The 25,281-nt window shown below is 61.2% G+C and carries 25 protein-coding genes; 12 read left to right on the top strand and 13 right to left on the bottom strand.

Going from position 1 to position 25,281, the window contains the following annotated elements; genetic code table 11:
• Positions 1-163: 163 nt before the first annotated feature.
• Positions 164-1,087 carry a methyltransferase domain-containing protein gene (locus ACN9MU_RS07600; RefSeq protein WP_426337076.1) on the bottom strand — a complete coding sequence of 308 codons (924 nt, stop codon included), beginning with the start codon at positions 1,085-1,087 and terminating at the stop codon, positions 164-166.
• A 60-nt stretch (positions 1,088-1,147) separates the two neighbouring features.
• Here ACN9MU_RS07600 and ACN9MU_RS07595 point away from each other — a divergent pair, with 60 nt between their 5' ends.
• Positions 1,148-1,885 carry a phosphoribosyltransferase family protein gene (locus ACN9MU_RS07595; protein ID WP_426337075.1) on the top strand — a complete coding sequence of 246 codons (738 nt, stop codon included), beginning with the start codon at positions 1,148-1,150 and terminating at the stop codon, positions 1,883-1,885.
• 16 nt (positions 1,886-1,901) lie between these two features.
• Complete coding sequence (gene trmL, locus ACN9MU_RS07590) at positions 1,902-2,372, top strand: tRNA (uridine(34)/cytosine(34)/5-carboxymethylaminomethyluridine(34)-2'-O)-methyltransferase TrmL (protein WP_426321467.1); 471 nt, start codon at positions 1,902-1,904, stop codon at positions 2,370-2,372.
• 13 nt (positions 2,373-2,385) lie between these two features.
• Here the strand turns inward: trmL and ACN9MU_RS07585 are convergent, their stop codons facing one another.
• A complete protein-coding gene (locus ACN9MU_RS07585; protein WP_426337074.1) occupies positions 2,386-3,123 on the bottom strand; it encodes a hypothetical protein in 738 nt (245 codons plus the stop codon).
• A gap of 134 nt (positions 3,124-3,257) precedes the next feature.
• On the opposite strand from ACN9MU_RS07585, the gene ACN9MU_RS07580 reads away from it, so the two are divergent.
• A complete protein-coding gene (locus tag ACN9MU_RS07580; RefSeq protein WP_426169186.1) occupies positions 3,258-3,716 on the top strand; it encodes a DUF421 domain-containing protein in 459 nt (152 codons plus the stop codon).
• 156 nt (positions 3,717-3,872) lie between these two features.
• Here the strand turns inward: ACN9MU_RS07580 and ACN9MU_RS07575 are convergent, their stop codons facing one another.
• The 6 genes from ACN9MU_RS07575 to ACN9MU_RS07550 all read right to left on the bottom strand — a co-directional run bounded on the left by ACN9MU_RS07575 (position 3,873) and on the right by ACN9MU_RS07550 (position 9,574).
• Positions 3,873-4,922 (bottom strand): hypothetical protein, encoded by a 1,050-nt coding sequence (locus ACN9MU_RS07575; protein ID WP_426344378.1) that lies wholly within the window; start codon positions 4,920-4,922, stop codon positions 3,873-3,875.
• Between the two features lie 1,129 nt (positions 4,923-6,051).
• Complete coding sequence (locus tag ACN9MU_RS07570) at positions 6,052-6,480, bottom strand: hypothetical protein (protein WP_426344377.1); 429 nt, start codon at positions 6,478-6,480, stop codon at positions 6,052-6,054.
• Between the two features lie 537 nt (positions 6,481-7,017).
• On the bottom strand, positions 7,018-7,482 hold the full coding sequence (locus tag ACN9MU_RS07565; protein WP_426169173.1) for a RidA family protein: 465 nt from the start codon (positions 7,480-7,482) through the stop codon (positions 7,018-7,020).
• A gap of 152 nt (positions 7,483-7,634) precedes the next feature.
• Positions 7,635-7,889 (bottom strand): hypothetical protein, encoded by a 255-nt coding sequence (locus ACN9MU_RS07560; RefSeq protein WP_426169170.1) that lies wholly within the window; start codon positions 7,887-7,889, stop codon positions 7,635-7,637.
• A gap of 9 nt (positions 7,890-7,898) precedes the next feature.
• Positions 7,899-8,381 carry an adenylyltransferase/cytidyltransferase family protein gene (locus ACN9MU_RS07555; protein ID WP_426169168.1) on the bottom strand — a complete coding sequence of 161 codons (483 nt, stop codon included), beginning with the start codon at positions 8,379-8,381 and terminating at the stop codon, positions 7,899-7,901.
• The gene (locus ACN9MU_RS07550) at positions 8,378-9,574 is read right to left on the bottom strand and encodes a PilT/PilU family type 4a pilus ATPase (RefSeq protein ID WP_426169165.1); all 1,197 of its coding nucleotides are present in this window, start codon (positions 9,572-9,574) and stop codon (positions 8,378-8,380) included. Before ACN9MU_RS07550 ends, ACN9MU_RS07555 begins: the two co-directional genes overlap by 4 nt.
• Before the next feature lie 97 nt (positions 9,575-9,671).
• On the opposite strand from ACN9MU_RS07550, the gene ACN9MU_RS07545 reads away from it, so the two are divergent.
• The 3 genes from ACN9MU_RS07545 to ACN9MU_RS07535 are packed head-to-tail and all read left to right on the top strand — an operon-like array spanning position 9,672 to position 11,924.
• Complete coding sequence (locus tag ACN9MU_RS07545) at positions 9,672-10,610, top strand: hydrogen peroxide-inducible genes activator (RefSeq protein ID WP_426321461.1); 939 nt, start codon at positions 9,672-9,674, stop codon at positions 10,608-10,610.
• A gap of 30 nt (positions 10,611-10,640) precedes the next feature.
• Entirely contained in the window at positions 10,641-11,495 is an 855-nt protein-coding gene (gene ubiA, locus ACN9MU_RS07540; RefSeq protein ID WP_426323699.1) for a 4-hydroxybenzoate octaprenyltransferase, read from the top strand.
• Between the two features lie 48 nt (positions 11,496-11,543).
• Complete coding sequence (locus tag ACN9MU_RS07535; protein WP_426169160.1) at positions 11,544-11,924, top strand: DUF883 family protein; 381 nt, start codon at positions 11,544-11,546, stop codon at positions 11,922-11,924.
• Here the strand turns inward: ACN9MU_RS07535 and ACN9MU_RS07530 are convergent.
• Positions 11,921-12,703 carry a substrate-binding periplasmic protein gene (locus ACN9MU_RS07530; RefSeq protein ID WP_426321459.1) on the bottom strand — a complete coding sequence of 261 codons (783 nt, stop codon included), beginning with the start codon at positions 12,701-12,703 and terminating at the stop codon, positions 11,921-11,923. The two genes, ACN9MU_RS07535 and ACN9MU_RS07530, sit on opposite strands and share 4 nt — an antisense overlap.
• Before the next feature lie 114 nt (positions 12,704-12,817).
• On the opposite strand from ACN9MU_RS07530, the gene ACN9MU_RS07525 reads away from it, so the two are divergent.
• Entirely contained in the window at positions 12,818-13,798 is a 981-nt protein-coding gene (locus ACN9MU_RS07525) for a porin (RefSeq protein ID WP_426321457.1), read from the top strand.
• A gap of 8 nt (positions 13,799-13,806) precedes the next feature.
• A complete protein-coding gene (locus ACN9MU_RS07520; RefSeq protein ID WP_426321455.1) occupies positions 13,807-14,556 on the top strand; it encodes a substrate-binding periplasmic protein in 750 nt (249 codons plus the stop codon).
• Here the strand turns inward: ACN9MU_RS07520 and ACN9MU_RS07515 are convergent.
• Positions 14,532-15,533: a GlxA family transcriptional regulator gene (locus tag ACN9MU_RS07515; RefSeq protein ID WP_426321453.1), complete on the bottom strand. Its 1,002-nt coding sequence runs from the start codon at positions 15,531-15,533 to the stop codon at positions 14,532-14,534. The genes ACN9MU_RS07520 and ACN9MU_RS07515 overlap by 25 nt on opposite strands.
• 110 nt (positions 15,534-15,643) lie before the next feature.
• Here ACN9MU_RS07515 and ACN9MU_RS07510 point away from each other — a divergent pair, with 110 nt between their 5' ends.
• The 4 genes from ACN9MU_RS07510 to ACN9MU_RS07495 are packed head-to-tail and all read left to right on the top strand — an operon-like array spanning position 15,644 to position 22,733.
• Positions 15,644-16,891: a parallel beta-helix domain-containing protein gene (locus ACN9MU_RS07510; protein WP_426321451.1), complete on the top strand. Its 1,248-nt coding sequence runs from the start codon at positions 15,644-15,646 to the stop codon at positions 16,889-16,891.
• Positions 16,891-18,021 (top strand): SO2930 family diheme c-type cytochrome, encoded by a 1,131-nt coding sequence (locus tag ACN9MU_RS07505; protein WP_426321449.1) that lies wholly within the window; start codon positions 16,891-16,893, stop codon positions 18,019-18,021. The genes ACN9MU_RS07510 and ACN9MU_RS07505 overlap by 1 nt, the downstream gene beginning before the upstream one ends.
• A gap of 13 nt (positions 18,022-18,034) precedes the next feature.
• The gene (locus ACN9MU_RS07500; protein WP_426321447.1) at positions 18,035-20,428 is read left to right on the top strand and encodes a TonB-dependent receptor; all 2,394 of its coding nucleotides are present in this window, start codon (positions 18,035-18,037) and stop codon (positions 20,426-20,428) included.
• Positions 20,429-20,474: 46 nt separating this feature from the next.
• Entirely contained in the window at positions 20,475-22,733 is a 2,259-nt protein-coding gene (locus ACN9MU_RS07495; RefSeq protein WP_426321445.1) for an ATP-binding protein, read from the top strand.
• Here ACN9MU_RS07495 and ACN9MU_RS07490 read toward each other — a convergent pair.
• The 3 genes from ACN9MU_RS07490 to ACN9MU_RS07480 all read right to left on the bottom strand — a co-directional run bounded on the left by ACN9MU_RS07490 (position 22,672) and on the right by ACN9MU_RS07480 (position 25,249).
• Complete coding sequence (locus tag ACN9MU_RS07490; RefSeq protein WP_426321443.1) at positions 22,672-23,535, bottom strand: DUF4424 family protein; 864 nt, start codon at positions 23,533-23,535, stop codon at positions 22,672-22,674. The genes ACN9MU_RS07495 and ACN9MU_RS07490 overlap by 62 nt on opposite strands.
• 165 nt (positions 23,536-23,700) lie before the next feature.
• Positions 23,701-24,537 carry a pyrroline-5-carboxylate reductase gene (gene proC, locus ACN9MU_RS07485; RefSeq protein WP_426321441.1) on the bottom strand — a complete coding sequence of 279 codons (837 nt, stop codon included), beginning with the start codon at positions 24,535-24,537 and terminating at the stop codon, positions 23,701-23,703.
• A 4-nt stretch (positions 24,538-24,541) separates the two neighbouring features.
• Positions 24,542-25,249 (bottom strand): YggS family pyridoxal phosphate-dependent enzyme, encoded by a 708-nt coding sequence (locus tag ACN9MU_RS07480; RefSeq protein ID WP_426344376.1) that lies wholly within the window; start codon positions 25,247-25,249, stop codon positions 24,542-24,544.
• Between the last annotated feature and the right edge of the window lie 32 nt (positions 25,250-25,281).

The raw sequence follows: 25,281 nt of genomic DNA, 5'->3' as shown, positions 1-25,281 counted from the left end.
ATAGCTTTGCTGCCATATTTGCCTGGCCTGGACCGCCTTGTTGCGTTCGGCTGGGCGAAGTCTTGGCAAAATTAGCTAAAGATTATACTCAGTGAACATGTCCTACATCAAGGGCAGCACACCCTTCACTGTGGTATACGCAAGTAACCCCGGCCTTCCCTGCCTATTTTTTGGGCTTCCTTGTCAAGTCAAAACGGATGATCGCTTCGCCGCTGCTGGTGACCTTTGGGGCCGGGCGGAAGGCATGGCCGTAGATCACTTCAAAGGTCAGCGCCAGCTTGCCGTCCGCCCGGCGCTGCTTTTCCAGGCCTTGCAGCATGCGCTGGTATGCCAGTTTTCCGAGCAGCCCCTTGCGCCGCGTCTGCAGCGGATTGCCGCCCAGCGCGCGGGCATCGGCCAGCAGCTTGTCGGCGCTGTCGTAGGTCACCGTGATCTTTTCCATATCCATGACCGGCTCGGCAAAGCCTGCTTCCACAAGCTGGTCGCCGAAATCGTGCATGTCGACGAAGGGCAGCGTATGCGGCGCCAGGTCGACTTCGGCGAAGGCGGTCCGCAGTTCCTGCAGCGTATCCGGGCCGAAGCAGGAGAACATCAGCAGGCCGCCTACCTTCAGCACGCGATGCCACTCCGCAAACACGCGGTCCGGCTGCGGGTGCCAGTGCAGCGCAAGGTTAGACCACACCAGGTCCGCGTTGTTCCGCGCCAGCGGCAGGTCGGCCATATCGGCGCACAGGTAGTCAATGCCCGATTTTGCTGGTAGCAATTTGCCAATCAGCTGGCTCAGGCCGGTTTTGCCGGCCTGGCCGCGCGCGGCAGCAATCATGGCGGGCGAGGTGTCGACGCCCAGGATCTGGGCGGCGGGATAGCTTTTTTGCAAGGCCGGCAAATCCGGGCCGGTGCCGCAACCCGCATCGATCACGCGCAGCGGGTTGACTTTGACCAGTTGCAGGCGCTCGTGCATGCGGCTGGCAATCTCGCGCCGCAGGAAATCGGCTTCCGCCACGCGGGCCGGGTCGGCAAACAGGGCGCGGACTCGATCTAGGTCAATAGGAGCGCTCAATTTCGGCGGTTTTGCTGGGGCTTGCATATTTAATACGGTTCTTTAATGGGATAATCCGGGCAGTTTACTCGTTCGCGGAGATTTGCGATGGGTAGTGCATTTGCCAACGGCCTGCTGGCCGCCCTGTTGCCCTGTAATTGCGTGCTGTGCGGCGCCTGCGGACCAGCTTTGCTCTGCCCCGGCTGCCGCCAGCAGTTCTTCGCCGCCACGGCTCCCCGCTGCCCGATCTGCGCCAATCCACTGCCGCCAGCGCCCGAGGACCTGGAGCCAATGCCCTGCGGCCGCTGCCAGGCCGAGCGTCCCGCCTTCGACGCCACGGTGGCCGCTGCCGACTACGCCCTTCCTGTGGACCGCCTCGTGCTTCAGTTAAAATTCGCCCGCCAGCTCGCGCTGGCGCGCCTGTTTGCCGGCCTGCTGGCAGACGCGGTGCAGCGCGCCGATGCCAGGCTTTACCCGCGCCCTGCCCTGCTGTGCCCCGTGCCGCTTGGCCTGCAGCGCCTGTCGGAGCGCGGTTTCAACCAGGCGCTGGAAATCGCCCGCCCGCTAGGCAAGGCCCTTGGCATCGCCGTCCATGCCAGACTCGCAGTACGCGTGCGCGACACGCTGGCCCAGAGCAGCACGCCCCACGGCGCGCGCCATGCCAATATCGCGCATGCCTTTGCGATTCCCGAGCGGGCGCTGGTCGAAGGCCGGCATATCGGCCTGGTGGACGATGTCATGAGCAGCGGCGAAACGCTGCAGGAACTTGCCGCAACGCTAAAGCGCCACGGCGCCGCGCGCGTGACGAACTATGTGTTCGCCCGCACGCCGCCGCAGACTCATTAGGAATTAGGAGAACGATTTGTTTCATGTAGTGCTGGTCAACCCGGAAATCCCGCCCAACACGGGCAACGTGATCCGCCTGTGCGCCAACACTGGCGCTCAGTTGCACCTGATCGAGCCTCTCGGCTTCCCGCTGGACGACGCCAAGATGCGCCGCGCCGGCCTCGATTACCACGAGTACGCGCAGATGAAAGTGCACAAGGACTGGGCCGCCTTCCTGGCGGATATCCAGCCGAATACGAGCCGCATGTTCGCCATGACCACCCACGGCTCGCGCCCGTTCGCCGAACTGGCCTTCCAGCCCGGAGATGTGTTCGTGTTCGGCAGCGAAACCCGCGGCCTGGTACCCGAGTTCCGCGAATCCTTCCCGACCGAACAGCGCATTCGCCTGCCGATGATGCCCGGTAACCGCAGCCTCAACCTCTCCAACACCGTTGCGGTGGTGGTGTTCGAAGCCTGGCGCCAGCACGGCTATGCCGGCGGCGCCTGAGTAATCGGCAACTCTACGGCTTGTAGGCCGCCAGGATTTTCTTTAGATCCGGCTCCACGGCACGGAAAACTTGTTGCGCGCGCGCAGCGTAGGCCTCGGACACAGTGCCGAATGCCTGCTGCACGGATTTGCTCAACTCCGCCCCCACCTTCTCCACCTGGGCGGCTTGGTCCTTTGGCAGCAGGTTGAACTCCAGCTCCATTGTCATCTTGCGGATGCCAATCCCTGTTGCAAGCGCATACAGGCGATTCTTATCCGCGCCTGGCGGCAGTGGATGCGGAGGCTTCGAACTCAACTCGATCAAGGCCTCGCACATCGCGCCGTCCATCATCGTATCCCAGTAAAGGCGGCCGCCCTTCTGCTTCAAAAAGGACTGGAATTCCGTGCGCTGGGCCGGCGCCCAGCCACTCACCATGGTATGCAGCAAAGGGGGCAAACCGGCGTCAAGCAACGGCCCATTGCTCATCTCATCATCCTGGAAAGCCATTTCCAGCAGGTCGCGAGCCTGGCGATAGTTTTCATTGCCCGGCCCCCATTCCGGCCCCATTTTCGCCAGGTCGCGCGCGCCGTCCAGCATCAGGTCGGGCAGGATGCTGCGAAAATGATTGTTCGAAATGGTGAGCGCCTCGTCGAGGCACTTCAGCTGTGCCTCTGCCACCAGCTTGCCGGTGATGTATTCCACTTCGTCCGCCCGCGCCAACACTGGCAACAGGCTGCTGCACAGGCTCAATACGGCAATCGCATTCTTCATCAAACATGTTTCCGTAAATCAAGATCGAACATTCTGGGATATTGACTTGAGCCCGTCAACTGGCCGTTGCCCGATCGAAGCGTGTGGCCGGGCTCAGGCGATTCGTCGTATAACCGGCCAGGAAGGAGGCCGCAATGTTCGATCTCGAATTGCCCTGGTGGGAATACGTCATGCGCGGCGTTGCGATTTACGGCGCGTTGTTGGTGATGATGCGCCTGAGCGGCAAGCGCACCATCGGCCAGTTCACGCCATTCGACCTGCTGGTGGTGATGCTGCTCAGTGAATCGGTATCGCCCGGGCTGACGGGCGGCGACGATTCAGTTGCCGGCGGCTTGATCGTGGTCGTCACCCTGGTGGCGCTGAACGTGGTAATCGCCTTCATCACCGCCCGCAACAGGAAGGCTGCCGACCTGGTGGAGGGCACCGCCGTGCTCCTGGGACGTGACGGCAAAATCTTCAAGGAAGCGCTACGCCGCAACCACGTGGCAGAAAGCGACCTGGAGCAGTCGCTGCGCGAGGCCGACTGCCCGCGCGAAAAAATGAAATATGCCTTCCTTGAGGCAGACGGCAAGATCACTATCCTGCAGCACTAATCTGTCGCAGCTCAAACTTGATGACTAAACGCGCCAGGCGGCTGGCAGCTTCCGCCCCAAATCGGCCCCCCGCATTAATGATGGAAGTCGTTCCCGAGTGATCATTTTTATTACCAATGCAGATAATTCACTGGTTTGGAAAGTGCAAAACTTGGCTTATTCATCAACCTCTTCTTGAAGCCCGGATTCATCCGTCTCAATCAGTACCAAGCTGATTCCCCCAACCGGATCTTGAAAATCAAATTCTGCAAACAGATCAGGAGGAATCGAGCCGTCATCATTAGCTTGTCTAAACAGTGCTGAACTATTTCCGAGAACTTCAGTAACGATAGACTGTGTCGTCTGACCGAATCCCATTGAATAACAGGCATAAGAAGGAATAGGAGAGCCCGCCATGCGTGAGCCCGGAGTTGAGACATGCCCAGTCCTAGCCCTTGTAAATCCCTTTTTCAAACCATTATCAATCAAATCCCATATAACATTGGACCAGCCTCTCGCCACTGCCCTTTCAGAGAATTGACGACCAGAGGTCATTGTTAAAAAATCAAAAAGCGAATTGCCAAACGTCCGGCTGGTGTAAAGCGGTGTTTCAGCCATCCATACTGCCATAGGATATTCACCTATTGCGATGGTTGTTCCGGCAAATTGTGGACCAGAATCGATGAGCAAATATTGAGCTCCTGCGTGGCGAGTTTGAGGTGATATGGTTCTGGATTTTCCATGCAATGGACCTCCTTTCATGTCATAGGTAAAGTTTGGCCAAGACTGGTAAAGAGAAAGCTGATGTTGCTCTGCGGCCGGAACGGCTTTTTTTGAAGCCGATGGTTCGGTCATTTTCGCTTGAAGCAAGAGTGCATTTCTCTGAATAAAACCAGCTTTATCCTTGTGGATATGCACAAACAGAATATCACCCAGCTCGCACCGAAAATCGTTACCGCCATGCCTGAACTTCACCATTGGCGATTGATGGCAGAATACACCCGTAGTAGCGACATGGATGCCTGTGCCGTTGAATAGGATGTCCAATACTTTTTTTATTCTTACAACACCGTGTTTTACGAGACTTGCCACAAAATCTGGTTCTTCCGGAGGCTTTCCAGAAGGTGATGCACGACTATATGCATCTTGCATCGCGCTAGAAGAAATCGCATCGAAAATTTTTGGCAGTACAAATGCACTTTTATTGATTTCTTGCAAATAACTCACATTGCGTTCCTAATGAAATAACCTTCTATAGAACCGGCCACTCCTGGCCGGGTTCTCCCTACGGCTTCAGTACCGGTTGAAAGGGCCTAGTTAGAAGCGGAGACCAACACTTTGATGTTCCGTCCTCGAATTATGCGCAGCGCAATAACCGTAAGTCGAAACTGTATGCTTTCTGGACCTGTCGTCCAAAATTGTTACCGAGAGCTTGAAAAGACTTCCCCACGTAATGATCGGCACCTGCTTTTCGGGATGTTCTATCGGACTGAAATCGAGCTCGATAAATGCCGATGTAACCCAACAGTCTGGGATATTTCGAGCGGCAAGGTGTCTCTGTAAAAGCGAATTATAGCCTCGCAGCAGCTTTGAAAATTCTGCAGATTCCGGAAGCACAGTCTTGGAAAGAAGATCGAGTTCCACGCATGTTGTGGCACTATCTTGAGCAAGCGAGCATAGCTTTCCAATACCCCAATACCCGCCAACGTCATTGTTACGGCTAATGAAGGAACACATCAATCCAGATGCAATATTCTTAAGTTCGCGCCTACGAGCCATAAAAACTTTTAAAGTGCCTTATTCGGCAAATTAGCAATATAGCATGAGTCTCTGCTTAATCTGGCAGTCCGCATTTGGCCGAAAGGCACGCAACCCGCTTGACGGACTGGGCATCTCGCAACGGTCAGCATTCAGGGCATTTGTTGTGGACATAGTGTAGTGGATTCTGAACGGCGTCCGTGATCTCAATCCAGAAGGTAATGTCTGCCGCTTGAAGCGCTGTCGCCACCAACTCGACGTCCGCTACGAGCGTTTGGAGTGCCGCCGCCGTTCCTTCGATTGAAGACTCGACTTCAGATTGACTATCGAACTCGATGGTAAAGCATTCACAATCCCGTATAACGATACTATAACTTCTCTCATCAACCTTCAGACCCTTTAACTGAAGAGACTCTGCCAGGCTCCTTTTTCCACTCAAGTTTTTGCATTGTCCCCAAGCGAATGCCCTTTGCTGATTCAATTTACTTGTCCTTCAAAGACCTGCTGTAAAACAGAGGAAACCGCAACTAAGTCCGGTATTGGCCGATTGTATTCGGTCGCTTCCGTGCCGCAAAAAATGAAGTCACTTGACGCAAACTTAGGGCAAACACAATGCACTAGGACTATCTAAGAGCAACCCACACATGGCGTCTAAGGATGGTGCAATTTCCCTGGTCGAATTGCCATCAAATGAAAAATCCATATGGATCGAGGCATTTGTGGCGTTTTCAACACGAAAACAATAGAGTTGCGCTGACAAGAAACCCTCAGCGAAAGGGATGAGCAAATTAGGGAAATTTATTGAGTCTTGCAACGCCCTCTTTAGCGGCCATAATTCAAACCAGTTGGCATCGACGGTGCCCTTCGGCATGCCGCCGCAGAGGGTGTATAAGAGCTCAATGTCAGAGGACAAATTGATGCGAGCTTCTTTTGCAAGATCGCGGATTTCATCAACTGCAAGCCCCGGCAATAGCGCAATGCCCTGTTCTCGCCATGATAAAACTACTCGATGTATATCGTCCGTCAAAATTTTTCCAATTGTCTCGGCGAATTCAAGGCGAACGTCACGTACTGGCCGGATACGGTCTCCAGGCAAGCCTCATAAAATTCAAGGCAGCCTCAAATGCACGGCTCGGAGACTATCTTACCGTTAATCATATGCTTCGGACACCCTCCTGGCATAGGTAAAGTCGGTGAGCAGATGCCCGGTGACTTATCCTTTCGCGCCGCTGGAATGCAATCCCCTTCGCATTCGCTATCATCAGAGCATGCCTTTCCTTCATCGGTCGTTTTGACGGCACAAAAGTAGAACTGCCCCATGGGATAGAGGATCCATTTTCCACCTTTTGCGACGCACTCCTGTTTCGTATCTGGGTGTTTTGGCTTCTCGATGCTTTTCGATCCGTTCGCTAAGCTATTCGCCGCGAAACACGCAAGGCAAAACATGAACGAAATATTTCGAGCCATCGTGGGCAGTTTCACTTGAGGTTATAAATGCTTTCGGTCATCAAGGGCCGCTGCTGGCCGATCTCGGCCGCCTCATCGCTCGCTGACGAGACGTCATCTATTCAGACTTAACTTCCACGGTTGCCTTAACTGTTAGGGGGACCCCATTGCGAAGTGAGCTCACACCTATGACTGAACGAGCATGGACCCCGGCTGGACCAAAAATTTCTGCGAGAAGGTCTGAGGCACCGTCCAAGACCTTTGCGTGATCCTCGAACTCAGGAACAGCATTGATGGAGCCATGAAGTTCAACCACCTGGACGACTCGGTCTAGGGAACCTAGCTTTTCCCTTATGGCGGCTATAAGGTCCATGCACGCAGAGCGAGCAAGGGCATATCCTTCAGCGGTTGAATACTCTTGCCCGAGTCGTCCTTTCGCGGGGCGACCGTTGACCGGTAGTGGAGCTTTGCCAGAAATGAACAAGAAATTTCCAGACTGAACTGCAGTTGCGTAATTACCCGCTGGCGCGCTGACGTGAGGAAGCTCGAGATCCAGGTCTTTGAATCGTTGTTCTGCACTCATTTTGCTAGCCATAGTCAATTTATCTTCATAGGGTCAACAAGCTTGCGTTAATCGGCGGGCGCCTGAGCGTCCGGGGTTGGCAGCCGATCGGCTCAAACGAACTCCAACACACTGGACATTCACGTCATGTCAAGTCTGAACGACTACAACTATCAGAGGAAGCCGATGTGCTTGCGCTCCAGCCCCGACATCACCAGCTTGATGTAGCGGTTGGGGATGTACAGCTCGACCTCCACCATCGCCCCTTCGGCATTGCGCGTCTCGGAGATGAGGTGGAAGAAACTGCGGTCGGGACTGGCCTCCTTGCAGGGCAAGAACTTGCCGGACGGTCCGTCAGTCAGGTAATCCTTCAGCGTAGCGCCCAGTTCGGCCACGCCTTCGTCGGTCAGCAGCACACCAAAAGCCATGACGGCCTCCTATTGTCCAAACATGCGCACCTTGGCCAGCAGCTTGGTGGTCGAGCGGTCGTGCTCGAAATCGATGGCCACCGCCTTGCCGCCGTATGCCAGCACCGCCTGCCCTTCCGGGATCGCGGTCATATCGTAATCGCCGCCCTTGGCGTAGATCTCGGGCCTGGCCTGCAGCACCGCTTCCAGCGCGGTATCTTCGTCGAATGGCACGACCAGGCTCACCGATTCCAGCGCCGCCAGCAGCGCCATCCGGTCCTCGCAATTGTTCAAGGGCCTGTCATCGCCCTTGCCCAGGCGCTTGACGGAAGCGTCGGTATTGGCCGCCACCACCAGCGAGGCGCCCAGCGAACGCGCCTGCGCCAGGTAGGTGACGTGGCCACGGTGCAGGATATCGAACACGCCATTGGTCATCACCACCGGTTTCGGCAGCGCAGCCACCCGCGCGGCCAGTTCCTCGCGCGAGCACATCTTCTTTTCAAACTCGATCATTCGCCTTCTTCTTCCTCTTCTTCATCCAGCTGCATGCTCAGGCCGCCCGACGACTTCGGCGCCGCCGCGGCTGGCGCAGCGGCGTCTGGTGGTGGACGGCTGCTATTCAGCTTGATCTGCAAGCGCAGGCCGTTGGTCGAGTCGGCATTGCGCAGCGCCTCTTCATAGGCAATGTAGCCCTTATTATAGAGTTCGAACAAGGCTTGGTCGAAGGTGCACATGCCCAGTTCGCGCGACTTGGCCATGATCTCCTTGATCGAGTGGAAGTTGCCTTTGAAGATCATCTCGGAGATGGTCGGCGTGTTCAGCAGGATCTCGATGGCAGCCTTGCGGCCCTTGCCGTCTTCGGTACGGATCAGGCGCTGCGAGACGATGGCGCGCAGGTTGGACGACAGGTCCATCAGCAGCTGGTTGCGGCGCTCTTCCGGGAAGAAGTTGATGATGCGGTCCATGGTCTGGTTCGCATTGTTCGCGTGCAGCGTGCCCAGGCACAGGTGGCCCGTCTCGGCGAAGGCAATCGCGTGTTCCATGGTTTCGGTGTCGCGGATCTCGCCGATCAGGATCACGTCCGGCGCCTGGCGCAGGGTGTTTTTCAGCGCATGATGCCAGGACAGGGTATCCACGCCCACTTCGCGGTGGGTGATCAGGCAGTTCTTGTTCTTGTGTACATACTCGACCGGGTCTTCCACGGTGATGATATGGCCGGCCGAATTCTGGTTGCGGTAATCGATCATGGCCGCCAGCGAAGTCGATTTGCCGGAGCCGGTACCGCCCACCACCAGCACCAGGCCGCGCTTGGTCATCACGACTTCTTTCAGCACTTCCGGCAGGTCGAGCTTCTCGAAATTCGGGATTTCGGAAGCAATGGTGCGGCATACCATGCCCACCGCCTGCTGCTGCACAAAGACATTCACGCGGAAGCGGCAGACATTGGGCAGCGAAATCGCGAAATTGCACTCAAGCTCGGTTTCGAACTCGCGGCGCTGCTTCTCGTTCATGATGGCGTAAGCCAGGGCCCGGGTCACGTCGGGGGTCAGGCGCTGCTGGCTCAGGGCGCGCATCGAGCCCTGCGACTTGATGCTGGGCGGGAAATCCGCCGAAATAAACAGGTCGGAGCCGCCGACCTGGTGCATGGCCGTCAGCAGTTTAAAGATATACGACTGGGCCTCTTCATGGCCAAGTGTGGAAGACATATTCGCCTCGTTCTATGGTTTTGCTGGTCATTATAGCCAGAGCCCTCCCCCATTCATGGCATTGCAACAAGGCATTCAACTGTGTTCAAATGGGTTCATGACACTGACCGAGCTCAAATATATCGTAGCAGTTGCCAGAGCGAAACACTTCGGCCATGCCGCCGAGGCATGTTTCGTCGCCCAACCTACTCTTTCTGTCGCAATTAAGAAACTGGAAGACGAACTCGGCGTCGTCCTGTTCGAGCGCGGCGGGGCGGAAATCTCGGTCACCCCGCTGGGCGCCCAGATCGTGGCCCAGGCCGAACGGGTGCTGGAGCAGACGGCGGCCATCAAGGAACTGGCAAAACAGAACAAGGACCCGCTGGCCGGGCCGTTGCGGCTGGGCGTCATTTACACCATCGGCCCCTACCTGCTTCCGCCTTTGGTCAAGCGGATGATTGAAACCACGCCGCAGATGCCGCTGGTCCTGCAGGAGAACTTCACCGTCAAGCTGCTGGAAATGCTGCGCCAGGGCGAGCTGGACGCAGCCATCATGGCGCTGCCGTTGCCGGAACACGGCATGGCGGTCCAGCCGCTGTACGACGAGCCGTTTGTGGTGGCGATGCCAAAAAACCATCCCTGGGCCGCACGCAGCAGCATTCCCGCCGAACACCTCAAGACCGAAACCATGCTTTTGCTGGGCAACGGCCACTGCTTCCGCGACCAGGTGCTGGAAGTGTGCCCCGAAATGGCGCGTTTTTCCTCGCCAGGCAACGGCATGCAGCGCACCTTCGAAGGCTCGTCGCTGGAAACTATCCGCCACATGGTGGCCAGCGGCATCGGCCTGACCGTGCTGCCGCGCGCCTCGGTGCCGGACATGGAAGGCCGTGACGGCATGTTGTCTTTCCGCTATTTCGACAAGCCGGAGCCGAACCGGCGTGTGGTGATTGTCTGGCGCAAGAGTTTCACCCGCAAGGCTGCCATCGATGCCATCGTCGCCGCAGTGGCCGACTGCCAGCTGCCCGGCGTCAGCATGCTGAACGGCCACGAAGAGTAAAATGCCGGGATGCATGCGACTACTCCTCCCCTGAGCAAACTCGAACTCTATTTCCGCCTGGTCCGGCTGGACAAGCCGATCGGTACCGTGCTGCTGCTGTGGCCAACCCTGGCTGCGCTGTGGCTGGCTTCCGGCGGCGTGCCGGACTGGAAGCTGCTGCTGATCTTCTCGCTGGGCACTTTCCTGATGCGTTCCGCGGGTTGCGCCGTCAACGACTACGCCGACCAGGACTTCGACAAGCACGTCAAGCGCACCGCCGAACGCCCGATCACCAGCGGCCGCGTCAGCGGCAAGGAGGCGCTGCTGATCGCCGCCAGCCTGTCCCTGCTGGCCTTCCTCCTGATCCAGCCGCTCAACGCGCTGGTCAAGCAACTGAGCGTGGCGGCGCTGATCATTGCCGGCACCTACCCTTACTTCAAGCGCTTCTTCGCCATTCCGCAAGCCTACCTCGGCATCGCCTTCGGCTTCGGCATGCCGATGGCCTTCGCCGCCGTGCAAAGCACGGTGCCGCCGGTGGCCTGGTTGCTGCTGGCGGGGAATGTGTTCTGGGCCGTTGCCTACGACACCGAATACGCCATGGTCGACCGCGACGACGACCTGAAGATCGGCATCAAGACCTCCGCCATCACCTTTGGCCGCTTCGACGTGGCCGCCATCATGCTCTGCTACGGCGTGCACCTGGCGATCCTGCTGGTGGTCGGCCGGCAGTTCGGCCTGGGCCTGCCCTTCCTGCTGGGTATTGCAGTGGCAGCCGGCTGCGCGATTTACCACTACTTCCTGATCCGCGGGCGCGAGCGTGCGCCCTGCTTTGCCGCCTTCCGCCACAATAACTACCTCGGCGCCGCAGTCTTCGCAGGCATTGCGCTCGACTACGCGCTGCGCTGACCTATACTGGAATTTACTTCGAGTGCTGTTCACTGAGACGAGGCGATCATGGACCAGACACCACAATCCACTACCGCAAAACCCAACGGCGGCGGCGTTGCCAACGGCAAGAGCCATAGCCACAACGAAAGCATGGAAGCCCGCGAAAAATTGATGGGCGACTTGAAACAGGCCGTGCAGGATGCCGAAACCTGGCTGCGCAATGCTGCTACGGCCAATTCCGAAGACCTTGGCATGGTCAAGGCCAAGTTCGAAGACACGCTGCGTACCGCCAAGCGCGACCTGCTGAAGCTGGAAGACAGCATGATTGCCCGTGGCAAGATGGCAGCCCAGGCCACCGACCATTATGTGCATGACAATCCGTGGAAGTCGGTTGCCACTGGCGCCGCCATCGGCGTGATTGTCGGCCTGCTGATCGCGCGCCGCTAGCGTCCGTTGCTGCCGGCCTCGCCGATGCCGTGGCTGGCACGCAGCTGCTGCAACATGCCCTGCTCCCGCTGCAGGAAGCGGTTGAATTGCTCAACCACTTCCTTGCAGCGTAAAGTCGACAAGCGAAAGTCGGAGCGGGCATGCGGCAGGCCTGGGTCGAACACCAGGCCGGCCGGCGCCTTCAGGTCGCCGGCCAGCATATGGTTGGCGACATCGACATTCACGTACGCGGCGTCGAGATGGCCGCCAAGGACCAGCCGCAGCAGGCTGTCGGTGCTGCCGACGGTCGACACTTTCAATGCGTGGCTGTCGATGGCAGCCTTGTAAGGCCATGGGGTGAACCCCAGCACCGTGCCCAGTGTCCGCAGGTCCGCCAGGCGCTTGCCGCGCTGCTGCGGCAGTACCATGGCGCCCTCCTCGGTTGACACCACCACCTTGCTGTAACTCAGCTGTATGCCGGCTCGCAAGTCCTCGCGCCACTGCGGATGATCGGGATACTTGAAGTCGAGCGTGCGTTCGGACAGGAAGCGGCTGTACAGCCGGTTGATCGGCAAGGGAACGTACTCGAAGGTATAGCCATGCTGGGCGGCGAAGGCGTCAAGCACCTCGCGCGCATAGCCGCCGTAGCGATTGTTCGCGTCCACGGTGTGCAGCGGCAGGTATTGCAGTTTCTCGACCCCGATGCTGAACTTGCCGCCGCGCGCCGCTTCGCAAGCATGGGCCGCCGCCAGCGGGCCGCCCAGCCAGAGCGCTGCACACAGTAGGGTCTTGGTCAACATGGGGCCAGCATAGACAAATCCTGTAGCGAATGCAAAACAGTGCCCGGCCTCAGCATTGCATTGTTGCGCGCCCAGGCGTACAAAGTAACTATCTGCTTTTTCCGCGAGGCAGTCGTGAACCGGCTTGCACTGGCATGGCCTGCATTGGCAACCTGCGTCACAGCCTTTGCCCAGCAGGGCATCACCGTATATGGCGTGGCCGATCTTGGCGTGGTGCGCGACAGCGATTCAGGCGTTACCACCATGAAGGTTGACAGCGGCCTGCAAACCGCCTCGCGCCTGGGTTTCAAGGGCACTGAAGCACTGGGCGGCGGCCTGGCGGCCAGTTTTGTCATCGAATCCCAGATTGAAGCCGATTCGGGCCAGCCATCTTTCGCCGGCCGCGTGTTTGGCAGCCAGGTGTGGGTCGGCTTGTCCAGCCCGCTGGGCACGGTCAGGCTGGGCCGCATGTTCACTCCCTATTTTGGCGCCATCGCCACCAACGATCCGTTCGACGCCAAAGGTCCCGGCGAAGCGACACGCCTGTTCCAGGATTCCGGCGTGCGCATGGACAATACGGTCAAGTACTCGCTGCCGCCGACACTGGGCGGATTCTACGCCGACCTGGCCTATGGTTTTGGCGAATCCGGTGTCAGCCAGGCGGCCAACCGGCAGCTCAGCATGGACGCGGGATATACGGCCGGGCCCCTGAATACCGTGCTGGCCTTCCATCAGACCAACGATGCCCAGGGCCGCAAGCAGGTGCGCAGCGTGCTCGCAGGCGGCAATATGGATTTCGGCCGCTTGCGCGCCTGGCTGCTGGCTGCGCGCAACCGCAACGAGAGCGAGCTCGATACGCGCGACTACCTGCTGGGCGTGAGCGTGCCGTTTGGCGTTGCCTCGGTCGCCGCCACTTACGTCTACAAGGCAGACCGCTTCCACGCCAATGCCGATGCACGCCAGCTGGCCGTGGGCTATTACTACGCGCTGTCGAAGCGCACCAATACCTATCTCATCGCTTCCGACCTGCGCAATGACGATGCCGTGCAATACCAGGCATCCTTGCCCGGTGGCGCGCGGCGCCTGCTTGCCTGCGGCATGCGCCATCAATTCTGAGGCATGCCGTGTCCTGGACCATCCATCTCGTACGCGCCGCCGCCCTGGCCTTGGTTGCCGTCCCCGCGCTGGCGGCCGAGGTCACCATGGCTTTCGGCGAAAAGATCCCGCCCTTCTGCTTTCCCGAAACGGACTCCGGCATCGAACTGGAAGTGATGCGCGAAGCGCTGGCGTACCGCGGCCACGTCCTGAGGCCGCGCTACTACTCGTTTGCCCGCATCCCGGTCGCCTTCAAGGCTGGCGAAGTGGAAGCAGCGATGACCGACCTGGGCGAAGACATGACGAGCTGGGGCGCCTACTATGGCAACCCCGCCGTCATCTACGACAATGTCTTCATCACGCTGAAAGAACGCCACTTGTCGATCACAAAGCCGGAGGACTTGCGGGGGCTGACCGTGATTTCCTTCGCCGGCGCATCCAAACGCTATCCGGACTGGCTGGACGCTGTACGCAAGGCGGGCCATTACTATGAGCAGAACGACCAGGCCTTGCAAGTGCTGACACTCGATCGCGGACGCTACGACGTCGTTCTCAGCGACCGCAACATCTTCAAGTACTTTACCCTGCAGCTCAAGCTTAACAAGTCGTTCAAGCCCAAGCCGGTGGTCGAGCATCCCTTCGTCAAGCTCAACCCGATGGACTACCGGCCTGTCTTCCGCGACGCCGCCATCCGCGACGATTTCAACGCAGGCCTGAAGCAGCTGAAGGATACCGGCCGCTTCCAGGCCATCTACTATAAATACCTGGCAGGCGACTGAGCGGCGCCGGCGCGGAAGGCGGCCGGCGTGACGCCGAATAGCTGGCAGAAACTGCGGCGCATCATCGCCTCGCTGCGAAACCCCGATTGCAGCGCAACCTGCAGCATCGACAGGCCCGGCCGGGCCAGCAGCTCCTTGGCATATTCGCCGCGGCAGCGCGCGATATAGATGTGCGGCGGCATGCCCACCGCATGCTGGAAGCGGCGCGAGAAATTGCGCACGCTCATGGCCGTGCGCTGCGCAGCCCCTTCCACCGTCAAGTCCTGCTTGAAGCAGCGCTCGATGTATTCCTGCGCCTGGCGGATGCGCTGGTCGCCATGCTGTTTCAGCCCTGCATTGCGCAGGGCGATGTGCCCCGCGCTCGGCTGGCTGGGAGGATTGGTATAGCGCGAGAGCTTGTGCGCCACCGCGTCGCCGTGGAAGTGGCCGACCAGGTAGCTGCAGGCATCCAGGCAGGGGTTGACCGAACCGGCGCTGATGATGCTGCCGTCGATCACCAGCGGCACGTCGGGGCTGAAGCGCACTTCAGGGTAGTGCTGGGCAAAGACGCGCTGGTCCGACAGGTTGCCCGTCACTTCGCGGCCGTCGAGCAGGCCAGTCTCGGCCAGGATGCGCATGCCGCCCGCCATGCCCACCAGCACTGCGCCGGCGGCGTGGGCTTGCAGCAGCCAATCGCGCAGCGGCGAGGCGATCGGCTGGCGCGCGGACAGCGGCAAATAATAAGGCGGCACGATGACGGCTTGCGGCGCCGGCATGTCGGCCAGCGTTGCCTCCGGCTGCAATGACGGGCCGGTGAAGGAGCGCACCGGGGCCCGGTCGATGGCCACCAGGCGCGCCCGGAACAGCTCCGCTGCGCGCAGGTCCGCGTTGCGCGCATGCAGCGTGCCGGCGATGGCAAACGCTTCCCGCGCCAGCAGGGCAAGGCCTCCCCAGCAGTCGTCCCCCACAACAATGGCGATTGAAACTGGCGCTCTCATCCTGGCCGATACTAACAGCAGAATTGGCCGATCTTGCACATATCATTTCAATAATGGACAGATATACTGGCTTCGCTGCTGCATCCCTACAACAATAATGGGAGACATGTATGTACAAAGCCATCGGCGCACTCGCGCTGTGCGGCCTGCTATCCGCCTGCTACAAGACCACGCCCTCCTTGCCGGCGCCTGCTTCGGCTGCCGACATCGCGTTCCAGAAGCAACTCCAGGAACAACTGCTCGACGCCAAGCCCGGCTCGGTGATCGAGATCCCCGCCGGCAAATACCGGTTCACCAGCGGGCTGCAACTGCGCGCGGACGGCGTGACCATCCGCGGCGCGGGGATGGACAAGACTGTCTTGTCTTTCAAGCCGCAAGTAACAGGACCGGAAGGGCTGCTTGTCTACGGCAACGACTTCACCATCGAAGGGCTGACCATCGAGGACTCCAAGGGCGATGGGCTGAAGATCAACGACGGCGACCACATCACCATCCGCAGCGTGAAGGTGCAATGGACCGGCGGCTCCAAGGTGAGCAACGGCGCTTACGGCATCTACCCGGTCAAGACAAAGAATGTGCTGATCGACCACTGCGTGGCCATTGCCGCATCGGACGCCGGCATCTACGTCGGCCAGTCGCAGAATGTGGTAGTGCGCAACTCGCGCGCCGAAGCCAATGTGGCGGGCATTGAAATCGAAAACACCATCAACGCCGACGTCTACGACAACGTCGCCACCGCCAATACCGGCGGCATCCTGGTGTTCAACATGCCCAACCTGCAGCAGCCGGGGCACAGCACGCGCGTGTTCAGGAACAAGGTCATCGAGAATAACCTGGGCAACTTTGCCGCCAAGGGCACGGCCGTGGCCAGCGTGCCGGCCGGTTCGGGGGTGGTGATCAACTCGAATTCGAAGGTGGAGATCTTCGACAACGACATCGTCAACAACCAGACCGCCAACGTCATCATCTCCAGCTACCACTCGACCGGCTACTTCACCGAGAAAGGCGTCTCCAAGGACTACGACCCGTATCCAAAGGCGATCTACGTCTACGGCAACCACTTCAAGGGCGGCGGCGACGCGCCCGACGGCCTGGACCTGAAGGCGCTGAAGGTGGCGATGTACGGCCTGTCCGGCCACCTGCCCGACGTGCTGTGGGACGGCTACGCCGACAATGCGCTGGCCAGGAACGGCGTCATGCCGGCCGAGGCCCGCATCTGCGTGCAGGACAACGTCGAAGTGCTGAATGCCGATGGCCCCAACAAGTACAAGAACCCGAAAGCCGATTCGGCCCCGCACCGCTGCCAGCTTGCCAAGCTGCCGCCGGTTACCATCCCTCAACTCAGTTCGCAATCCTGATGAAGCTTGCCGTCCCTGCTTTCCGCCCGTGGAGGGCGGTCGGCATGGCGGCGTGCGCGCTCGTTCTCGCGTCCTGCGCACGCAGCCCTGCCCCGCCCGCCGAACCCGTGAAATTCATCGCCGAGGGCCGCCCTGAAAAACTCAGCGAGTGGCGCCTGATGGCCGCCGGCGACGGCCGCCTGGCGCTGAATAAGGACGTGCTGCCCTACACGCTGAACACGCCTCTTTTCAGCGACTACGCCCACAAGCTGCGCACGGTGTGGATGCCGAAAGGCGTTTCGGCTGCCTACAAGGCCGATACCGCCTTCGACTTCCCGGTCGGGACCATCATCAGCAAGACCTTCTATTATCCGCGCGACGGCGGCAGCCAGGCCGTGCTGGCGAGCGACGACAGCGGCACCGACACCACGCTCGACCTGGGCAAGGTGCGGCTTATGGAAACGCGCCTGCTGGTGCGGCGCGAAGGCGGCTGGATCGCCTTGCCTTACGTTTGGAACGAGGCGCAGACCGAGGCCGAACTGAAGCGCACCGGCGACCAGGTGCCGATGGAGCTGGTATCGGCCCAGGGCCGCCAGAAGTTCACCTATGTGGTGCCGAACGTGAACCAGTGCGCCTCCTGCCATGTAACGGACTTGAAGAGCAGGAAGTTCGAACCGCTTGGCCTGAAAGCGCGCCACATCAACCTGAACGGCCAGCTGGAAAAGATGGTGCAGGCAGGCTACCTGCAAGGCGTCCCGGACGCCGCCGACGTGCCGCACAACGTCGACTGGCGCGACAAGGGCGCTTCGATCGATGCCCGGGCGCGCGCCTACCTCGACATCAACTGCGCCCACTGCCACAACAACAAGGGCACCGCCAATACTACCGCCCTGCACCTGGAGATTGGCGCGCCGGCCAACCAGCACCTGGGCCTGTGCAAACCGCCCGTGGCCGCAGGCGCCGGCACCGGCGGCAACTCCTTCGGCATCAATCCCGGCAAACCGGACGACTCGATTTTCGTCTTCCGCCTGAAATCGACTGAAACCGGCGTGATGATGCCCGAACTGGGACGCACCACTTCGCACCGCGAAGGCGTTGAACTGATACGCGAATGGATCGCATCGATGAAGGAAAGCTGCAACCAACAATAACGGGGGAGACCACATGAAGCTGCGCAAGAAAGTCCTGTCGTCCAGCATTTCCACCGCCCTGCTCGCCTGCAGCGGCGCCGCCATGGCCGCCGATCCGGCGCCGAAGGAAGAAACCCATGTGGTGGTCGTCACCGCGCAGAACCGCACGCAGCAGGCGCAGGACGTGCCGATTGCGCTGCAGATCATTGGCGCCGACCAGATCGACAAGCTGGCCGCTCCCAGCCTGGCCGAAATGAACGGCTACATCCCCGGCCTGTCGGTCAACGCCGAGCAGGCGACCCAGCCCTCGCTGTCGCTGCGCGGCATCGGCACCGGCGACTTCGGCATCGGCACCGACGCTCCGGTCGGCATGTACATCGATGGCGTCTATGCCGGCAAGACCGGCGGGGCGATCATGAATTTCAACGACGTGCAGCGCATCGAAGTGCTGAAAGGGCCGCAAGGCACCCTGTTCGGCCGCAACAGCGCGGCTGGCGCCATCTCGGTCGTGACGCGCGAACCGGGCCGCGACACCGAACTGGAAGCGCGCCTGCGCTACGGCCGCTTCCACACTCGCAACGTCGAGCTGCTGGCCAATACGCCGCTCGGCGACACCACGGCGCTGCGCATCACCGCCGTGCATCACGGCACCGACGGCTGGCTGAAGGATGCGGCCACAGGCGACTCGCTACAGCACGGCACCGACAACGGCTTGCGCGCGACCCTGCGCTGGGACGCGCCGGCACGCGCGAAAGTGCTGCTGTCGGTGGAGGCCGAAAAGCTCGACCACATGGCGCGCCCTGCCATCGGCCTGGTGGCCGGCGTTCCGGTAGTGCCGTCCGACCCTTCCACCTACCTCGACCCGCGCACGGCCCCGGTTTACAACGACGCCATGAACAACGGCGAAACGCGCGACTTCCGCGGCAGCACGCTGCGCATCGAAGTGCCGCTGGGCTGGGCCACCTTCAATTCCACCACCGGCTATCGCCGCTTCGACTCGCGCAACCGGCAGGACAACGACGGCACCAACCTGATCACCCACTACGTCGATACCGAAAACTCGGAACGCAACCGCAGCTGGCAGCAGGAATTCCGCCTGTCGGGCAATACCGGCATGGCGGACTGGGTCACGGGCCTCAGCTTCTATCACGAGAAAGCCCACCAGACCAGCCAGGTCAACACCAACACCAACACCCTGGACACCATTTTCGGCAACGTGGCCAGCTTCCCCGTTTTCAGCCTGCTGGAAGGCGCCGCGGCCGCTGTCGACATTCCGGCCGGCTTGCTGGGCAACCCCTGGCAGGAGAACATGCACGTCGAGGGCCGCTACAAGGCGACCGCGATCTACGGCGACGTGATCTGGCACCTGGCGCCGAAGCTGAACCTGACCACCGGCGTGCGCTACACGCGCGACGACAAGCGCTTCAGCTGGTATAGCCCGCCGCGCACGGCGGCCGGCCTGGACGACAGCATCACCCGCCTGCAAAACCTCGGCTTCTTCGATGCCCTGGTCGGCATGGGCGCCCTCACGCCGGAGCAGCTGATGATGGCGCTGGGCGCGATGACGCAGAACATCGAGTTCACCAGCGCCGGCGCGACCACGGCGCCGCTGTCCAGGAAGAACAGGTGGAACGACACCAGCCCGCGCGCAGTGCTCGACTACAAGCTCAACGACGACATGATGGTGTACGGCTCCATCGCCAAGGGCTACCAGGCCGGCGGGTTCAATGCACTGCAGGTGAACGCCACCTACGAACCGGAAAAAGTGTGGAACGCGGAAGTCGGCGTGAAAAACTACTACCGCCAGTACAAGCTGCTGGTGAACGCCTCGCTCTACAAGTACAAGTTCAGCAACCTGCAATCGCTGGCCCTGGTGAACAACGGATCCGCCATCCCGACCTACCAGGTCACCAGCAGCGACCAGGAAGCGCATGGCCTGGACTTCGACATGCGCTGGCAGCCGGTGCGCGACCTGCGCCTGAACATGAGCAGCGCCTACATCGACCAGACCTACAAGACCTTCACCACCAGCGACGGCATCCGGCTCGATGGCCAGCCGGTCGGCACGCCGAAGTGGACCACCGCGCTCGGCGCCGATTACTGGGTGCGCGGCGTGGCGGGCGGGGACCTGAATTTCACGCTGCAGCATGCCTATACCAGCGCCACGCGCTGCAATGCCGATGCACTGCAGGGCGCCTGCCTGACCACGCCTCGCTTCCGCGTCGGCGGCGCCACCCAGCGCACCGACCTGCGCGCCGGCTACGAAGCCGCCAGCCATCAATGGGCAGTGGCGCTGTTTGCCAACAACCTGTTCGACAAGCGCTATGTGACCAGCATCGGCAACATGACCACCGGCCTGCTTGGCACGCCGTACGCCATGGTCAACTCGCCGCGCCAGGTCGGCGTCGAACTGCGCGTGAACATGTAGCCACTTGTAGTAAAATCAACCCCTTAGCCAATACTTTTATGTTGCAATGTTCGTCCGCGCCAAGAGTTCTTCCACCACACCGGACCGGCCCCCGCAGTACGACGGGGCCGGGGACTTCCTGTCCCGCCGGCTCGATGGCCTGAACGAACAGGCCGACAACCTGCAAACCTGGCGCAACAACCTGTTGAACGGCTTGTGCGCCGTTGCCTTGTTCCTCGGGCTGGTGGTGGCAATCCCCAGCGTCGTGGGCAGCATGAAGATGAACCAGTGGCCGCTGATCGTGAGCGATATCACCGCCCTGGTTTGCGTCGGCATCCTGTATTGCTATCGCGCCTTGTCGTTCCGCTTCCGCGCGCTGGCATTCCTGGCCATCAGCTACCTGCTTGCACTGGTCCAGCTCTTTTCCGTGGGGCCGCTGGTCCAGCCCTACCTGCTTGCCGTTCCGATCCTGTGCACCGTGCTGCTCGGGCTACGCCCGGCCATGGTGGCCTTGCTCTGGTGCAGCGCCACCCTTTTCATCGTCGGCTATTTCGGGAACATCGATCCTGGCTTGAGCAAGGTGTTTGTGACCCTGCTGATGCACTGGTCGCTGGTGTCGCTGAACTTCACGCTGGTGGCTGCGGTGCTGGTGGTGTCCTGCGCCTACCTGCTGCACGGCCTGGAAGGCGCCTTGGCGCGCCAGCGTGCGGTGCAGGAAGCGCTGGAAAAGCAGGTCGCCACCTTGCAGGCGCGCGACCTGGAATTGCGCGAATCAATGGCTGCACGCAAGGCGGCGGAAGAATCGAACGAGCAGAAGTCGGAATTCCTGGCCATGATCAGCCACGAAGTGCGCACACCGCTGGGCGGCGTGATCGGCATGCTGCAGCTTGCGAAGAAGGACGCCAGCCTGTCGGCCGAAACACGCAACAAGCTGCGCATCAGCCTGGGCAACGCGGAGGTGCTGCTGCACATCATTAACGACATCCTCGATTTCTCGCGCCTGGAGGCGGGCAAGATGCCGTTCGAAAGCATCGACTTCGACCTGCCGGCCCTGCTGCGCGACGTGGTGGCGCTGCTGGCCGATCGTGCCGAGACCAAGGGCATTTCGCTGGTGGCCGAGATCGACCCGGCCTTGCCGCGCTGGTGGCGCGGCGATCCGGTACGGCTGCGCCAGGTGGCGATGAACCTGGTGGGCAACGGCGTCAAGTTCACCGAGCGCGGCGAAGTGCGCTTGATGGCCAGCGTGGCGCACAACGGCGGCATCGCGCTGGCCGTCAGCGACACCGGCATCGGCATCGAGCCCGATGCGATTTCCCGCCTGTTCCGAAAATTCGAGCAGGCCAATGCAGCCACCTCGCGCAAGTACGGCGGCGCCGGCCTGGGACTGGCGATCTGCAAGAACATTGTCGACGCGCTGGGCGGCACAATCGAGGTGCGCAGCGAACGCGGCGCCGGCAGCGTGTTCGAGGTGTGGCTGCCGCTGCAGGCAGGACAGCCCGCAACCGAAAGGGCGCTGGAGGCGCGCGCCCCGCATGCCGCGCGCCTGCAGATCCTGTGCGCGGAAGACGGCAGCACCAACCAGATCATCCTGCGCGAGCTGCTCGGCGAAATGGGCCATGCCGTCACGATCGCGGAAGATGGCGCCGCTGCGCTGGCGCGCCTGGCGGAACGCGACTTCGACCTGGTGATCATGGACAGCCGCATGCCGCGCATGGACGGCATCGCCGCCCTGCGCCTGCTGCGTGCCGGTGCGGCCCGCGTGCGGCAGCCTGCCATTCCGGTCATCGCCCTGACCGCCAACGCAGCTGCCGAAGAGCGTGAGCGCTTCATGGAAGCCGGCGCCAACGGTTTCCTGCCCAAGCCGATCGACGAGGCAAACCTGCATGCGGAAATCGGCCGCCACGCCGGCTTGCTGATGCAGTCGCCGCGCCGTGCCGAGCTTGACGCCATGTTCGGCACCGCGGATAGCGTGGTGCCGCCGGCGCCGACGCGCGCCTTAAGCCCCGCAGCCTGCGCCGCCTTCATGCAGGAAGGCCCGCGCCAGTTTGCCGCAATCCGGCGGGGCATCCAGTGCGGCGACGTGCCGGCCATCAGCCTGAACGCGCATAGCCTGCAAGGCAGCGCCGGCCTGTTTGGCGCGCGCGAACTCAGTGCCCTGTGCGGCCTGGTCGAAACGCTTGCCAACGCGGGCATGATCGAGCGCATCCCGCCGCTTGTCAGCGAAGTGGAAAGCGAGCTGGCGGCGCTGCTGGCCGAACTGGCCCTTATTCAAGACTGTAAAAATTCAGCACCAGCCGCTCCTGTGGCACATAGTCACGCATCTTGAAGCGCAAAGTGCGCTCGCCGATGCGTTCCGGCTTGCCGGGGAAGCATAGCGAGACGGTGTCCTGCGGTGCCTCCTTGACGATGTCGAGCGTGAACTCGCCGATGCTGCCTTTCCAGTTGCGCCCCGTACCGAGGATGTATTCAACGTCGTTCAGGTTGATGTAGCCCGATCTGGCGCCATCTTTCACTTTCTGGCGTGCCTTGTTCAACACGGCTTTCATTCCCCCTTCCGCCAGGCAGGCGCGATCCTGTTCCCCGATGGATGAGAGCGGGACGCTATCTTCAGAAGGTGGCCTTGCGTCATCATAGGTGCCGAAGATGCGGCCGGCAAAGGGCCGATAGGAATGCGTGACGACGACTTCCTTCCCGGCAGGGAAGGCCTGGGTCCAGTACGCCGTTTCCGCCACCCGCCATTGCGGCATCCTCTGGTCGCTCGCGCCCAGTGCATGCAGGCGTGCCACCACCGCCTCCGGCAGCGTCATGCCGCCGGTATCGAAGGCATCGCCAAAGGTGCGGAAGATGTGGTCTTCACTCAAGCCGGCCCGGCGCAACAGCGCCGTGATATCGCGCCCCTGCAGCAAAGCCTTGCGTTCCGCACGCACCACGGCCGGCTTGCCATCGACGTGCACCAGGAAGCTCTCGACCGGGCCGATATTGCGCCAGTTCGCATCCTGTTCCGGGTCCCAGTGGAATTCCGGCATCGGGAAGGCGACCACGGTTTCGATCGTGCGCGCGCTCTCGTTGCGGAAGCGGTATTCCACTTCGATGCGCTTGACGGAAATACTCAGGTGTTCGCTGAGCATGCGGATGTCGCAGCCAGCACTGCCAGGCCAGCCGCGATCGTCCTGCGCATATCCTGCTCCATTCCAATATCAATAAAGCAAGAATGATATGTGCTGTGCCACACCGGGTCCACTGGCCCGGCGAGCCAAGCGCATGGCCTGGCAAGCCAGGGAAGCCGCCCGGCGTCAGCCGGCGGCGCCGAGCTGCTCGCCCAGCTCCTTGCCGCGCGCGGCGGCAGCCTTGACGGCGGCGATGATGGAGGCCTTGACGCCGCTCGCTTCCATGCTGGTCAGGGCTGCATAGGTGGTGCCGCCTTTGGAGGTCACTTTCTCGCGCAGCACCGGCACCGGGTCGGGCGACTGCAGCGCCAGCTGGGCCGCGCCGGTAAAGGTGGCCATGGCCAGCGCCTTGCCCTGCTCCGCCGTCAGCCCCAGCTCCTCGGCCGCCTGCTGCATCGCTTCGATGAAATAGAAGACATAGGCCGGACCGCTGCCGGAAACGGCTGTCACGGCGTCGATCTTCGCTTCATCGTCCAGCCATACCGTGGCGCCCACGGCGCGCAGGATCTGGTCGGCCGCCTCGCGCTGCTGGACGCTGACGCCGGCGGAAGCCACCATGCCGGTCACGCCCATGCCGATCAGGGCCGGCGTATTCGGCATGGTGCGCACGATGGCCTGGTAGCCGCCCAGCCAGCGCGACAGGTCGGCGGCGCGGATGCCGGCCGCAATCGACAGCACCAGCGGCGAGCGGCCGGCCGCCTGCGCCGCCTGCAGCAGCGGCAGCAATTGCTGCGTCACTTCGTGCATGACCTGGGGTTTGACCGCCAGCACCAGCACCTCGGCCGCCGCCACCGGCTCGCCGGCCGCCGCGGCCACGGTGACGCCGTATTCCTGGCGCAGTTTTTCCAGCGAGGCCGGGTTCGGGTCCACCACGTGGATATTGGCGCCGGGCGCCAGCTTGCCGGCCAGGCCGGCGATCAGCGCGGCGGCCATGTTGCCGCCGCCGATAAATGCAATCTTCATCACGTTATCCTTTGTTGTAGTCGCGGGCGCCGAAAATGGCGCTGCCGACGCGCACGATGGTCGCGCCTTCATGAATGGCGGCGCGCATATCGGCCGACATGCCCATCGACAGCGTGTCGAGCGCCAGGCCCTCGGCACGCAGTTGATCGGAGAGTTCACGCAGGACGCGGAAGGCCGCGCACTGCTGGTCGAAATCGTCTTGCGGCTCGGGGATGGACATCAGGCCGCGCAAGACCAGGCGCGGCAGCGCGGCCACGGTACGGGCCAGCGCTGCGGCGCCGGCGGGCAGCACGCCGCTTTTGCTGGCTTCCCCGCTGGTATTGACCTGGATGCACACCTGCATGGGGTGCAGGCCTGGCGGCCGCTGCTCGCTCAGGCGTTGCGCGATCTTTTCGCGTTCAATCGTGTGCACCCAATCGAAGTTTTCAGCTATAAGACGCGTCTTATTGCTCTGGATTGGTCCAATAAAATGCCATTCCAACGGCGTGCAGCCGCGCATTCTTGCCAGTTCGTGGATCTTGTCCACACCTTCCTGCACGTAGTTTTCACCGAAAGCACGCTGTCCCGCCAGCACCGCCTCGAAAACTGCCTGCGCCGGGAAGGTCTTGGAGACGGCCAGCAGCTGCACTTCGTTGGGCGCGCGCCGCGCTTCGCGCGCGGCAACGTTAATTGCTTCAGTAACAACTTGCAAGTTGTGGGCTATTGTGGACATAATCGAATGAGACAGTGCCAAGCTTTTTTGGC

Source organism: Pseudoduganella sp. R-32 (assembly GCF_049913245.1).
Classification (GTDB): Bacteria; Pseudomonadota; Gammaproteobacteria; order Burkholderiales; family Burkholderiaceae_D; genus Rugamonas.
This window is presented reverse-complemented; position numbering and strand designations above follow the sequence as displayed.